The sequence below is a fragment of the Halomonas sp. LC1 genome, from assembly GCF_030247125.1.
Classification (GTDB): Bacteria; Pseudomonadota; Gammaproteobacteria; order Pseudomonadales; family Halomonadaceae; genus Vreelandella.
Map to the genome: position 1 here is coordinate 256715 of NZ_JASSPG010000001.1, position 13092 is coordinate 269806.

Annotated in this window: 11 protein-coding genes and 2 tRNA genes; 6 read left to right on the forward strand and 7 right to left on the reverse strand. The window is 56.5% G+C overall.

The features are described 5' to 3' along the window. Positions 1-356 precede the first annotated feature (356 nt). Complete coding sequence (gene gltA, locus QIT27_RS01185; protein ID WP_139525436.1) at positions 357-1643, forward strand: citrate synthase; 1287 nt, start codon at positions 357-359, stop codon at positions 1641-1643. Between the two features lie 99 nt (positions 1644-1742). Next, positions 1743-2624 carry an NAD(P)-dependent oxidoreductase gene (locus tag QIT27_RS01190; protein WP_285262633.1) on the forward strand — a complete coding sequence of 294 codons (882 nt, stop codon included), beginning with the start codon at positions 1743-1745 and terminating at the stop codon, positions 2622-2624. Between the two features lie 375 nt (positions 2625-2999). On the opposite strand, the gene QIT27_RS01195 is transcribed toward QIT27_RS01190, so the two are convergent. The 3 genes from QIT27_RS01195 to gltX form a co-directional block, all read right to left on the reverse strand. Beyond that, a tRNA-Glu gene (locus QIT27_RS01195) sits at positions 3000-3075 on the reverse strand. Positions 3076-3126: 51 nt separating this feature from the next. After that, positions 3127-3202: transfer RNA gene (locus tag QIT27_RS01200), tRNA-Ala, on the reverse strand. Between the two features lie 129 nt (positions 3203-3331). Further along, positions 3332-4810 carry a glutamate--tRNA ligase gene (gene gltX / locus QIT27_RS01205; protein WP_285262634.1) on the reverse strand — a complete coding sequence of 493 codons (1479 nt, stop codon included), beginning with the start codon at positions 4808-4810 and terminating at the stop codon, positions 3332-3334. Positions 4811-5096: 286 nt separating this feature from the next. Between gltX and QIT27_RS01210 the strand changes: the two genes are divergently transcribed. After that, positions 5097-5621: a helix-turn-helix domain-containing protein gene (locus tag QIT27_RS01210; protein ID WP_253017041.1), complete on the forward strand. Its 525-nt coding sequence runs from the start codon at positions 5097-5099 to the stop codon at positions 5619-5621. A 21-nt stretch (positions 5622-5642) separates the two neighbouring features. On the opposite strand, the gene QIT27_RS01215 is transcribed toward QIT27_RS01210, so the two are convergent. Continuing rightward, positions 5643-6221, reverse strand: coding sequence for a hypothetical protein (locus QIT27_RS01215; RefSeq protein ID WP_285262635.1), 579 nt, complete (start codon positions 6219-6221; stop codon positions 5643-5645). Positions 6222-6610: 389 nt separating this feature from the next. Between QIT27_RS01215 and dusA the strand changes: the two genes are divergently transcribed. Beyond that, the gene (dusA, locus tag QIT27_RS01220) at positions 6611-7654 is read left to right on the forward strand and encodes a tRNA dihydrouridine(20/20a) synthase DusA (protein ID WP_285262636.1); all 1044 of its coding nucleotides are present in this window, start codon (positions 6611-6613) and stop codon (positions 7652-7654) included. Between the two features lie 66 nt (positions 7655-7720). Here the strand turns inward: dusA and QIT27_RS01225 are convergent, their stop codons facing one another. Then, positions 7721-9175 carry a catalase gene (locus QIT27_RS01225; protein ID WP_159341486.1) on the reverse strand — a complete coding sequence of 485 codons (1455 nt, stop codon included), beginning with the start codon at positions 9173-9175 and terminating at the stop codon, positions 7721-7723. 186 nt (positions 9176-9361) lie between these two features. After that, positions 9362-10393 carry a succinylglutamate desuccinylase/aspartoacylase family protein gene (locus QIT27_RS01230; RefSeq protein WP_159341485.1) on the reverse strand — a complete coding sequence of 344 codons (1032 nt, stop codon included), beginning with the start codon at positions 10391-10393 and terminating at the stop codon, positions 9362-9364. Positions 10394-10624: 231 nt separating this feature from the next. On the opposite strand from QIT27_RS01230, the gene QIT27_RS01235 reads away from it, so the two are divergent. Next, positions 10625-11236, forward strand: coding sequence for a TetR family transcriptional regulator (locus QIT27_RS01235; protein ID WP_285262637.1), 612 nt, complete (start codon positions 10625-10627; stop codon positions 11234-11236). A 70-nt stretch (positions 11237-11306) separates the two neighbouring features. Further along, the gene (locus tag QIT27_RS01240; RefSeq protein WP_159341484.1) at positions 11307-12233 is read left to right on the forward strand and encodes an alpha/beta fold hydrolase; all 927 of its coding nucleotides are present in this window, start codon (positions 11307-11309) and stop codon (positions 12231-12233) included. Positions 12234-12245: 12 nt separating this feature from the next. Here QIT27_RS01240 and QIT27_RS01245 read toward each other — a convergent pair whose 3' ends face one another. Continuing rightward, a complete protein-coding gene (locus QIT27_RS01245) occupies positions 12246-12920 on the reverse strand; it encodes a hypothetical protein (protein WP_062373565.1) in 675 nt (224 codons plus the stop codon). Positions 12921-13092 lie beyond the last annotated feature (172 nt).

Here is a 13092-nt window from a genome sequence, read left to right on the forward strand (position 1 = left end):
TTATAAGAACCTTAGCCCCTGCTGACAAACCGATCTCAGGCTTAACTCGACCATGGTGCAAGAAAAATGCCGCCTACCCGAGTCGATTTTGCGATGCAGCATGGTTATAGTGACAGCAGATTGATGGTTTGATAAGCCTGTTAACGTATCGTCAATCCTCTGGCACTTCGCTACTATGAACACCCTATTCATCATATACAATAATTGTTCAAAACAACAATGTCTGTACAAGCGTTACTAGCGCTTAGGCTAATTGACAAAATGTCGCACACTTCTATAGTGGGCAAGCCTTTTCGCCGGCGCGGTATGCGAAACAACGACTTTACGTCCCAAACCGAATTCGAAAGGAGGCCAGCATGGCTGACAGGAAAGCGACATTGACGGTAGACGGTCTTGATAAAACGATCGAGCTGCCCATGTATTCCGGCACACTTGGCCCCGACGTCATCGACGTGCGCGGCCTAGGTGCTGAAGGCCTGTTTACCTACGACCCCGGCTTTATGGCCACCTCTTCCTGCCAGTCCGCAATCACCTATATTGATGGCGGCAAGGGCGTACTGCTGCACCGCGGTTACCCCATTGATCAACTGGCGAAAGAGTCGAACTTTGTAGAAGTTTGTTACACCCTGCTGTTTGGCGAACTCCCCAACGACGAGCAGTACGCTGATTTCGAATCGCGCATTCGCAATCACACCATGGTGCATGACCAGATCAACAACTTCTTCAAAGGGTTCCGCCGCGACGCGCACCCGATGTCGATTCTGTGTGGTGTCGTAGGCGGCCTAGCAGCCTTCTACCATGACCACATGGACATCACTCAAGAGGAAGACCGGGTCATCAGCGCTATCCGCCTGATCGCCAAGATGCCGACCCTGGCGGCCATGTCGCACAAGTACAACGTGGGTCAGCCGTTCAACTACCCGCGTAACGATCTGAGCTATGCAGAGAACTTCCTCTACATGATGTTCAGCAATCCGTGCGAAGAGTACAAAATCAACCCGGTCTACGCGAAAGCCATGGACCGCATCTTTATGCTGCATGCGGACCACGAACAAAACGCTTCGACTTCGACCGTTCGTTTGGCGGGCTCCACCGGCGCTAACCCGTTTGCCTGCATCAGCGCGGGTATCGCCGCCCTGTGGGGTCCGGCCCACGGCGGCGCAAACGAGGCCGTGCTGAACATGCTCGACGAGATCGGCGACGACTCAGAAGAGAACATTCAGCGCTTCGTCGACAAAGCGAAAGACAAGAACGACCCGTTCAAGCTGATGGGCTTTGGTCACCGCGTGTATCGCAACTTCGATCCGCGTGCCAAAGTGATGAAAGAGACCTGTGATGAAGTGCTGGCCGAACTCGGCATGGCCGACGACCCGCAGCTCAAAATCGCCAAGCGTCTGGAGCAGATCGCGCTCGAGGATGAGTACTTCATCGAACGTAAACTGTACCCGAACGTCGATTTCTACTCGGGCATCATCCTGAAAGCCATGGGCATCCCGACCAACATGTTTACCGTAATCTTTGCGGTGTCGCGCACCATTGGCTGGATCTCTCACTGGCATGAAATGCTCAGTGAAAGCTACAAAATCGGCCGCCCGCGCCAGCTGTACGTCGGTCACGAAAAACGTGACTATCCTAGCAAGTGATTTGGCGGCTAACGCGCTAATGCACGCATAGGATGACAAAGGCCACCCACGGGTGGCCTTTTGTTTGCTCGTACCTTCTACCAACAACAAAGGTGTTTTATGCGATCTATCAAAACCGTTGCGTTTATCGGTCTTGGCGTCATGGGCTACCCCATGGCGGGCCACCTCTCCAAGCAAGGTCTCACCACACGGGTTTATAACCGCACCGCCAGCAAGGCGGAGGCATGGGCCAACGCATTCGGAGGCACAGCCCACGCGACGCCTGCCGAGGCCGCCAAAGGGGCCGACCTAGTGCTGGTCTGCGTGGGCAACGACGACGACGTGCGCCAAGTGACTACCGGCAGCGACGGCGCCCTGAGCACCATGGACAGCGGAAGCTACCTGGTCGATCACACCACCGCATCGGCAGATTTAGCGCTGGAGCTAGAAGCTGCGTGCCGGGAGCGCGGCGTAGCATTCATCGACGCCCCTGTCTCAGGCGGGCAGCAAGGGGCGGAAAACGGCGCCCTCACCATCATGTGCGGTGGCGAGCAGGCTCACTTCGATGCGGTCGCCCCCCTTCTGAACCACTATGCACGTGCCGTGACGCTCATGGGTCCTGCCAGTAGCGGTCAGCTCACGAAAATGGTGAACCAGATCTGTATCGCTGGACTGGTACAAGGCTTAGCGGAAGGCCTGCACTTTGCCGAACAGGCCGGCCTCGATCAGCACCAGGTGATCGACGTCATCTCCAAAGGCGCCGCTGGCTCTTGGCAAATGGAGAACCGCCACACCACCATGATCGCCAACGAGTACAACCACGGCTTCGCGGTGGACTGGATGCGCAAGGATTTGGGCATTTGCCTAGAGCAGGCGCGACGACTGAACGCCACTCTCCCCGTCACCGCCCTGGTCGACCAATTCTATGCGGACGTACAGCGTATGGACGGTGGCCGTTGGGACACGTCCTCGCTGTTAAAACGGCTGCGCAAGCCAGAATAACGCTTGACTTTCGGGCACTGCCAATCTGGACAGGGTTTTCCACACTATCTGTGGATAACCCTGTTCACAACCACTAGAAAACGTCCCACAATCGCCATGAACAGTGACCCAGCCTTAAATTGGTTATTTTTTAACCTAACATAAGTTACTGATTTAAAAGGGTTTAAGGTAAATCGCTGATTTTTTGCGTCATATTTATGCGGTTGTGCACAACCCGTTTCATCGAGACGCAAAAGTGGACAAGTCAAGCACAATATTGACAAAAAACGCGTGAAATGGACGCAAGTTCTAAACGGCGGGAATGCAAAAAAGGCAAGTGAGAAGACTCATTGCTATTTGCGAATTAGACTGTTTTGAAGAAGCAGATAAACGAGGTGGCGTCCCATAGGGGGTTCGAACCCCTGTTCCCGCCGTGAAAGGGCGGTGTCCTAGACCACTAGACGAATGGGACGTATCTGACCTGAGATATCTTGGACAAAACAACACCAATGGAAATTGATGTTGGTGGAGCCTAGCGGGATCGAACCGCTGACCTCAACACTGCCAGTGTTGCGCTCTCCCAGCTGAGCTAAGGCCCCACATGTCGTGAAGACGGAGCGTATATTACTGATTCGCCTGATCTTCGTCAAGCGTATTTATCGAAGAAAACGCCACGCTTTCTCACTAGGGGTCACGTGGCGCTCCTCGTGTGCAGGGAAGATGGTCAATTACAGGTCGCGATACTCTTTTTCAAAGCGCTTCGCCTGCTTTTTGGACACGCCCCCAAGCACCTCGATGGCGTTGCGCAGCCGAGCACGCGTCACGTCGGAGCCCAGGATGGCCATCGCGTCCATGACCGACGTACTAGACGTGCTTCCTGTGATGGCGATGAACACCGGTGCCAAAAAAGCCTTCATCTTGAGATCGAAGTGCTCCGCCAATGCTTTCACCTCGGCCAATAGCGCCTCTTTATGCCATGCAGGCACGGCTTCAAAGCGCCATACCAGGAACTGCAGGAGCTTGACGAGCTCCTCGTTCTCGAGCTTGACACTCTCGAAGTCATCTTCGCTAAGCGCCGGTAAGCCCGAGAAGAAGTGCCCCGCTAGCGGAACGACCTGGGAAAGCGTCTCTACTCGGGGACGTACTTGCGGCAAAATCTGCTTCACGTACGCATCGTTGAACGCCCATTCACGGAGCGCCTGCAGCAGTGAGTCGTCATCCAGGTCTTCCCGAATGTAGACGCCGTTCAGCCATGTCAACTTCTCCAGATCGAACACGGGCCCACCGAGTGAGACTCGCTGAATATCGAATTCCGCCATCATCTCGGACAGGCTGAATTTTTCACGCTCATCAGGCATCGACCAACCCATACGGCCCAGGTAGTTGGTCACGGCCTGAGGTAAAAAACCCATGCGGCGATAGTAGTTGATCGACGTGGGGTTTTTACGCTTGGAGAGCTTGGACTTATCCGGATTACGCAGCAACGGCATGTGACACAGCTGCGGCATGTCCCAGCCAAAGTACTCGTATAGCAGTTGGTGCTTCGGCGCTGAGTTGATCCACTCTTCACCGCGCAGCACGTGGGTAATGCCCATCAAGTGGTCATCTACCACGTTAGCCAGGTGATAGGTTGGCATGCCGTCAGACTTCATGAGGATTTGCGCATCGACCTGCGCCCAGTCCACCTCGATGGTGCCGCGCAGCATATCATTCACGACGCATACGCCCTCGCTGGGCACGTTCATACGTATCACGTACGGCCAGCCTTCCTGCTCACGGCGCGCCTGCTCGGCGGCCTCTAGGGCCAGATCGGCGGGCTTCAGCGCAAGATGAAGCCCCGCTTCTTTACGCGACTCCCGCAGCTCGTCCAGCTCTTCACTCGTGCGGTAGCACTTGAACGCATGTCCGGCGTCTAGCAGCTGTTGAGCGTGCACTGCGTAAATATCACCCCGCTCGCTTTGACGGTAAGGGCCATGGGGGCCGCCAACATCGGGCCCCTCGTCCCACTCCAACCCCAGCCAGCGCAGGGAATCCAGAATCATCTGCTCGGATTCAGGCGTGGAACGCACCCGGTCGGTATCTTCGATACGCAGAATGAACTGGCCGCCATGCTGACGAGCAAAGCAGAGGTTAAACAGCGCAATATAAGCAGTGCCTACGTGCGGATCTCCTGTGGGAGAAGGCGCGATGCGAGTGCGAACGGTCATCAACGGATCCTTTTGGCAATGAAGCGTGGCGCCATTATACGCACCCTTAGAACAACCAACAGCCTTAGCAAGGGAACGAGTTCGACTTAAAAGCGTCTGATCGGATGCTCAAGGATCGTCGATAGGAAGATGCGCGTTAAAGCACAATCGCTTAGTATGGCGTAGTACCTATGATTCGTGTTCATACATGAGAAAGAGTTGCGCCTTTCTCAATATGATCAGAGCGCCACCTTACGGGTGGAAGTACATTCAACGAGCTGATTTGGCTCATCGACAGGAAAATGAAATGGAATCGCTAGGCTCACGTATCAAGCAACTGCGGCTTAGGGCCAAGCTCAACAAAGCTGCCCTTGCACGTAAAGTTGGCGTGTCAGATGTCACCATTTCTTACTGGGAGTCTGGGGCGATCAAACAGATCGGCCACGAGCGCTTGGTCGCGCTGGCTGATGCCCTTGATTGTTCGCTGGCTACCCTGCTAGAAGGCGACAGTGCACCACAACTGTTAACCCTGAGCCATACGGGTCCCCTCCCCTGGGAACAGGTTCAGGCAACGACCATTACCGTACCGCATCATCTGCCGTTAAAGATCGACTGGAAAGCGCCTTGCGTGATGGCGACTCCTGGAAAAGACACGGATTTTTCACCCATTGCATCCGGTGATTTACTCCTGCTCGGCCCGACGCATGTGTTCCACAAAGCAGGCCATTACTTGGTCCAACGTGATGACCGCTTCGTGATCGAACACTTTGCGAAAGCCCCCAGTGACACCTCTATCCATGCCGTGCTGTTGGCACACTGGTGTCCTGCCTAAAGCAACTACCTCCCCATCCCTTTAGTTGTCCTCAATCACTTCCACCTGGTCGCGTGTTCGTCTTGGTTCGTTGCCAATCAAGAAACGGCGCGAGTAGGTGGCTATCTGTCCTAACCCATGGCGGGATTGGCTCACTAGCTCTCCCGCCAAATATTCGCCTTCCGGGCCAATGCGTGTCTGTACGCTTTCCGGTTGAACGGTGGATTCGCCTAGCTGTACCGTAACCAAGTAGCCGCCATCCGGGAGTCCGCTGCCCGAGCCAAACGGCCCTGCTTCGAATCGGCCGCCGTCAACCCGCGTCCGCGCCTGCCAGCGGACACGACTAAGCTCTCTTTCGACGATCACCTGCACCTGAGCGCTATCCGGCAAGTTGGTCTCCCCTTGCACCATGAGACGACGATCCGGCCTTAACGATGCCGTGGTAGAGATCGCGACCTGCAGCGGCTCCATTGACTCAGTCGGTTGCTCTGGCTCCGATGCACGCTCCTCGGCAACCGAGGTCGGCTGTGACTGGGCCACCTCCTCTTCCGGCCCGCTGCAGCCGTTCAATAGCAGGGTGCCTACCAGCGCCACGCCAATACTACCGAGCGTTTTCCCCATAACGACTCCTCTTGTTAGTGTTCCGCCCACGACAGCACAACGCAAGCTCTCACCATACCGCTTTTGACCGCAAAATACGCAAAGTGATGCAAGGGTTTATAAGAAGAGCGATCTGCTGTGCCATTATTGATACAAGCCTTCCCACATCGCCCCCTTTGATAAGCCACGCATCATTGGGCGACACTGCCCTATTAACGTTTGAGCGGTACGCCCAGCTTTGTACTGTTCAGCCCTTCTTGCGTACAATTGCACGCTAACGATACCCCTCCGACTACATAGCCACGGCGTACCACCTCTTTTCGTGACACGGCAAGAACGTTGACATTGGTACATGAGTGGTCCTCCGAGCAAGACATATAGACAGCATCCTACTGATGCAAGTGATTGATATGACGACACAACACCCAGCAAACGCGGCCCGCCGATTCTCCGTCGCCCCCATGATGGATTGGACGACCCGCGATTACCGCGCCTTCGCCCGCACGCTCACCAAGCGGGCGCTGCTGTATACCGAGATGGTGACCACCGGGGCGGTGCTGCATGGTTCTCCCCGCGAGCGCTTTTTGGGATATAGCGAAGTGGAGCATCCCATTGCTTTGCAGTTGGGAGGCAGCGATGCGGGTGAGCTGGCGGAATGCGCGGCGATTGCGCAGGCGTGGGGCTATGATGAGGTCAACTTAAACGTTGGCTGCCCCAGTGACCGGGTGCAGAACAATATGATTGGCGCGTGCCTAATGGGCCACCCCGACAAAGTGGCCGCTGCGGTGAAGGCCATGCAGGCGGCGGTGTCGATTCCGGTCACGGTGAAGTGTCGTATTGGTATCGATGACCAGGATGAAGACACCGATTTAGCGCGGTTTATTGATATTGTGGCCTCAGCAGGCTGTGAAGTATTTACCGTACACGCCCGTAAGGCGTGGCTGCAGGGGCTGTCGCCGAAAGAGAATCGCGATATTCCGCCGCTCAATTACCCCCGCGTACATCGGCTAAAGCAGAGCCATCCTGAGCTGCATATCGGTATCAATGGCGGGATTAAAACCCTGGCGGAGTGCCAAGAGCAGCTTGCGCAGGTGGATAGCGTGATGGTGGGTCGTGAAGCGTACCAAAACCCATGGCTACTGGCGGGTGTGGATGAGCAGCTCTTTGGCGAGCAGGGCCCTGCCCGTACACGCTTGGAAGCGGCCACGGCGTTTCGCCCGTACATTCAGCAGCGGCTAGATGAAGGGGCGAAGCTCAACCATATTACTCGCCACTTGCTAGGACTTTTCCAGGGCTGCCCTGGCGGGCGTCGGTTCCGTCGTCACCTGTCGGAGCACGCACATAAAGAGGGCGCGGGCTTACGCTTGTTTGATGACGCGCTCGGCCTCGTTCGCGAGCCTGAGTTCGAAGTGGAAGCTTTTGAGGAAAATACAACCGACCAGCCCGTGACCTAACGGCCTGCGGGCTGGATATTTAGCTAACGCCCAGCGATGCTATCGCTGGGCGTTTTCTTTGAGGGGCTACTGCGCGCGAACGCCTTGTTCAATACGCTCGCCTACTTCTTGATCAATATTGCGCCAGTACTCAAAGGCGCGTTCCAAGACCGGTTCCGTCACGCCACCGGAAAGATGCCCCACCACGTTGGAAACCAAACGGTCGCGCTGGGCATCGTCCATCACCTCACGCACTAGTGCGTGCGCTTGGCTCCAGTCATCGTCGTCTTTGCGCAGCGTATACGCGGCGCGCACGAATTGCCCGTCCGTCGACCACACCGCGTCTTCCGGATAGCGCTGTCCGTCGGCCTTGGGACCGCCTTTGCTATTGGGCGTGTACACCGGGTCGGTGGCATGACGAATGCGCATCGCACCACCCTGACCGTAGCTATGCACGGGGCACTTGGGCGTATTGACCGGAATATGCTTGTAGTTCACCCCCAACCGCGCACGGTGAGCGTCGGCGTAGGAAATGGAGCGGGCTAAAAGCATTTTATCCGGCGAAAGCCCGGTGCCCGGCACCATATTGTTGGGCTCGAACGCGGCCTGCTCGATCTCGCTATGGAAATCCGTGGGATTGCGGTCTAGCGTCAGCTTGCCCACTTCGATCAGCGGATAATCCTTATGCGACCACACTTTGGTAAGGTCGAAGGGGTTAACGCGGTAGGTCTTGGCATCCTCAAACGGCATGATCTGCATGTGCAGCGTCCAAGTCGGGTAGTCGCCGCGCTTGATCGCCTCGAACAGATCCCGGCGGTGGTAGTCCGCATCGCTACCGGCCATCTGGTCGGCCTGCTCTTGGGTCATGCACTTAATGCCCTGATCGGTTTTAAAGTGATACTTCACCCAAAACCGCTCACCTTCCTCGTTCACCCACATATAGGTGTGGCTGGAGTAGCCGTTCATATGTCGCCACGTGGCGGGCACACCGCGGTCGCCCATTAGCCACGCGACTTGGTGGGCAGATTCGGGCACCAACGTCCAGAAATCCCACTGCATATCGTGGTCCCGCAGGCCGTTATCCGCGCGGCGCTTTTGGGAGTGAATGAAGTGCTGGAACTTCATGGGATCGCGCACGAAGAACACGGGGGTATTGTTACCCACCATGTCGAAGTTGCCTTCTTCGGTGTAGAACTTAATCGAGAAGCCACGAGGGTCGCGCCACGTGTCCGGGCTACCGCTCTCGCCTGCCACGGTGGAAAAACGGATCAGCACATCGGTCTTTGTGCCTGGCTGCAAGAAGGCCGCTTTGGTGTATTGGCTGACGTCGTGAGTGACTTCGAAGTGGCCAAACGCGCCGCTGCCTTTGGCGTGGGGCTGGCGGTCGGGAATCATTTCCCGGTTAAACGCCGCCATTTGCTCCATCAGGTAGTGATCGTGCATGACGATCGGGCCATCCGCGCCTACCGATAGCGAATGCTCATCGCTCGATACCGGAATACCTGCTTCATTGGTGGTGGGATGCTGGCTACCACTGCTCATTACTCTTCCTCCTTGTCACGCTCGACATGGCACGGTCTGTACCACTGGAAAGCACCGCTCGCTGCTGCTTTTTTAACGTAAGCTAAGGCGGCACCCACACAGGTATAGTCAACAAGGCGGTATCTCGCCATCCATGGCGCTGGTTGCATGGCTATTAGCCTAATAGCATTTTCCTATCGAAGCGTATTAATACATTGCGTCTGGCGGAGGCGTTAGGCTGGATTGAAAACTCTCGATCGCCGTTTCGGCCTCTTCGATTTCGTCGAAGCGGGCGATGTGGTAGAGCGCTTCCCCTTCGTTGGCAAGCGGCAAGCGGCTCATGCCGATGACGATGCCGTCGGCCATGGAGCGTACTTCATCTTCATCGTTGCCGAATGGGTCCGCTACCTTGCCCAGCACTTCGCCCTTGGCCACCCGTGCCCCCAGGCGCACTTTGGGGCGCAGGATGCCATCGATGGGCGCACGCGCCCAGCTTGAGCCATTGGCCAGCTCCGCCGGGGCCGGTGCTCGGCGGCGCTGCTCGCCTGTCAGCATGCCCAACCGGCGCATAACGCGCAGAACGCCCTGCACGCCAGGGGCGATAGCCCACTCATCGAAGCGCAACGCTTCACCAGCCTCATAGGTGAGTACCGGAATACCGCGGCTTTGGGCGTAGTGGCGCAGGCTGCCTTCGCGCAGTTCCGCGTTCAAAATGACCGGCGCGCCAAAAGCGTCGGCCATACGCTCGGTTTCGCTGCCCGCACTCAACTGTGCACGGATTTGAGGCAAGTTAGTGCGGTGAATGGCCCCCGTATGCAAATCGATGATATGGGTGGCATGATCGACGATCTCCTCCCGGAACAGCGCCGCAATGCGGCCACCCAGCGAGCCCTTTTCACTGCCCGGAAAGCAGCGGTTCAAATCCCGGCGGTCAGGGAGGTAACGAGTCTGCTGAAGAAAGCCAAAGACATTCACCACCGGCACCGCAATTAGCGTACCGCGCAGACTATTGATCGCTTTCGAGCGCAGCAAGCGGCGGACGATCTCCACACCATTGATCTCATCGCCATGAATCCCGCCGCACACCAGCATCACCGGCCCCTCTTTGCGGCCGTGGACCACTTCGACCGGAATATGCAGCGGCGTATGGGTATACAGGCGCGCCACCGGCACGTCGATCTGTAAACGTTGTCCGGGCATCACAGTATGCCCAGCTAGAGAGAAAGGTGCTCGCGCCATTGCCATTCCTTACACGTACGTTGAGACAGAGCCTGACACGCCAAAACACGGTGCCTCAGGGTTTTAAAACAGCGTTTCTAAATCGATCTTATACGCTTTTCAGCATCAAGTAACGCGCTTGATAACCTACATTATCAACTTAACCCGCTATCCATACAGTTTTGAATGTAAAAAAGCCGTCACATCAGATAAAATAGTGCCATTCTGTGTTGATATTGAGGTAATGGTTTCATGGCAAGAAAAACCAAAGCGGAGGCTGCTGCAACTCGCGAAGCGCTGTTGGATGCTGCTGAAGAGGTGTTTTTCGCAAAAGGCGTTGCACGCACGTCGTTAGAGCAAATCGCTCGCCATGCTGGCCTTACCCGAGGCGCCGTTTATTGGCACTTTAAGAACAAAGGCGACCTGTTCATGGCCCTGGTGCAGCGAGTGCGCATGCCGTTCCAGTCGCTGATGGAAGAGGTCAATAACGCCGACCCAACCGTATCGCCGCTCGATGCCATTCGTCTTGCCTGCCACGCGGGGTTGAACCGTTTGGAGCAGCCCTCCCACCAGCGCATCCTTTCCATTTTGCTGCATCGCTGTGAATTCTTTAGTGATATCAATCCCATCGAAATGCAGGACGAAATTGCGGAAGAGTGCTTCGACGAGATGTTCGTGGTTTTTCAGCTCGCCCAACAGCAACAGCTTTTACGCGATGATGTCACGCCGGAGGTGGCCACGCGGCTCATGCAGTCCACGCTGGGCGGCCTGTTCCACGACTGGCTGCGCAACCCGGATGCCTTTTCGCTTCGCGAACGAGGCGGCGAATTGATCGATGCCCTGATGGCCATGCTTCACCGCTGAGCTGACTCTTCCTATTGCGTTGCAGCATAGCGGACTATACTGAGCGTATCCGTTTTGACAGGTACCCCGTATGGATGCGTTAGAGTTTGTTCGCGTGCGCGAACTGGACATTGCCGTTCGCATCTGGAACCCAGATGCACCACGCACGTTGATCGCTTGGCACGGGCTTGCCCGTCACGGCGGCGACTTTGCTGCGCTGGCAAGAGAGCTGGGCAGTGAATGGCGAATCCTCGCGCCCGATACCCCCGGACGAGGGTTATCGAGCTGGTCGCTGTTTCCCGCTCACGACTATCTCTACAGTCACTACCTCACCATCGCGATCGCACTACTGGATCACTATCAGCTCGAACAGGTGGACTGGCTCGGCACGTCGATGGGCGGCCTGTTAGGGATACTGATCGCGGCTAACGAGCAGCATCGCGCGCGTATTTCACGGTTGATCCTCAACGACGTAGGGCCAGAATTGAACAAAGAGGGATTGATCGCTCTGTCGAGCTACTTTGGCGTGACGCATCGGTTCAACAACTTTGCCGACTTAAAAGCGGAACTCACCAAGCATTACGCTAGCTTCGGCATTACTCGCGCCGAGGAGTGGCGAGAGCTTGCCCTTCATAGTGCCCGCCGCCTGCCCGATGGCAGTTGGACCTACCACTTCGACCCACGCATCGGCGAGCAGTTTATCCACGACACGCCCAGGGACACCTGGGCGGACTGGGCCAATATACGCTGCCCGATCATGGTGATTCGAGGGGAGACATCGACCCTGCTCGACGCCGAGACGCTTCCCAAGATGGCGGAGGCACAGCCTACGTTGACGACGTTGACCGCAGCGGGCTGTGGTCACGCGCCGATGCTCAATACGCCTGAGCAGGTTACGCCCATTCGCCACTTCCTCAACGAACCGGCACGTGCACATCGCGCAGCGGCCCCCAGCACCGCCGTTTCGTCCTCATTACTGAGTTGGCTGACGAAGCAGTGGCGGCGCTGGTTTCATTAACCCAAACAGAAGTCAGGTAGAGTAGCCGTTAGGGTGATGCTTGTGCTGCAAACGAAGCTTATTGATACGCACGCGCGTGTCCAAGTAGTGCTGCTCTAAAACGCTTCGGTACGCACCCTCCTCAGCAAGATATTTCACCAGCACACGGCGCTCCCCTGGCTGCGGGCAGTCCCCGGCTTTGCAGTGCAATTTGACCGTACTGCTGGGCTCATTGAGCAGCGTAGCGCTGGCAGATTCATCGTTTTGGCGCTCTGCCACCACGACGGTAGCGCCCAGCAGGCAGCGACGTTTGAAGGGTTGATAACGGTGCAGCCCACGCTGCAACACATGGCATACAGCGGCGGCCATGGGAGAAGCCACCGCGAGCGCAGCCCACACCACCAGTACCCCCACCGGCACCCTAAGCATGCCCAGCGCCATCCAGCGCAGGGCCAAAAGCTCAACGGCAAGCGACAGCGCCCCAGCAAAGAGCACTAAGACGCTGAGCGCTAGCGTGGCGGGCACGCCAGCAAACCCTAGCGAAACGAGCGTGCTGGCCATGTGATCATCGCGCAAGCTGTCGCGTTCGAATAGCTCCAACGGCGCTAGCCGAATGAGCACCAGCAGCCAATAGAGCGCAATGAGCGCTAATAAAAAGGTAAAAACGATGGTAGGAAACTGCAGAGCAGCAGAGATAAGCGTTTGCATGGCGTGTTCTCCTCTGAGCGCGTTGCCCAGTCTTGTTTTCGCCTGACCCAAGCTCTATTTATTGGCGTTTATTAGTACAAGCTGAAAGCGGTGGTCACTACTAGCGTAGCTCATCTTAATCGCTTATGAAGCGGCAGATTTGACCCGCATCATAACGCTGGCAAAAAAAACG

Coding starts and splice junctions, on each gene's coding strand:
- gltA (WP_139525436.1), top strand. CDS start 357: ATGGCTGACAGGAAAGCGACATTGACGGTAGACGGTCTTGATAAAACG.
- QIT27_RS01190 (WP_285262633.1), top strand. CDS start 1,743: ATGCGATCTATCAAAACCGTTGCGTTTATCGGTCTTGGCGTCATGGGC.
- gltX (WP_285262634.1), bottom strand. CDS start 4,810: ATGACCGTTCGCACTCGCATCGCGCCTTCTCCCACAGGAGATCCGCAC.
- QIT27_RS01210 (WP_253017041.1), top strand. CDS start 5,097: ATGGAATCGCTAGGCTCACGTATCAAGCAACTGCGGCTTAGGGCCAAG.
- QIT27_RS01215 (WP_285262635.1), bottom strand. CDS start 6,221: ATGGGGAAAACGCTCGGTAGTATTGGCGTGGCGCTGGTAGGCACCCTG.
- dusA (WP_285262636.1), top strand. CDS start 6,611: ATGACGACACAACACCCAGCAAACGCGGCCCGCCGATTCTCCGTCGCC.
- QIT27_RS01225 (WP_159341486.1), bottom strand. CDS start 9,175: ATGAGCAGTGGTAGCCAGCATCCCACCACCAATGAAGCAGGTATTCCG.
- QIT27_RS01230 (WP_159341485.1), bottom strand. CDS start 10,393: ATGGCGCGAGCACCTTTCTCTCTAGCTGGGCATACTGTGATGCCCGGA.
- QIT27_RS01235 (WP_285262637.1), top strand. CDS start 10,625: ATGGCAAGAAAAACCAAAGCGGAGGCTGCTGCAACTCGCGAAGCGCTG.
- QIT27_RS01240 (WP_159341484.1), top strand. CDS start 11,307: ATGGATGCGTTAGAGTTTGTTCGCGTGCGCGAACTGGACATTGCCGTT.
- QIT27_RS01245 (WP_062373565.1), bottom strand. CDS start 12,920: ATGCAAACGCTTATCTCTGCTGCTCTGCAGTTTCCTACCATCGTTTTT.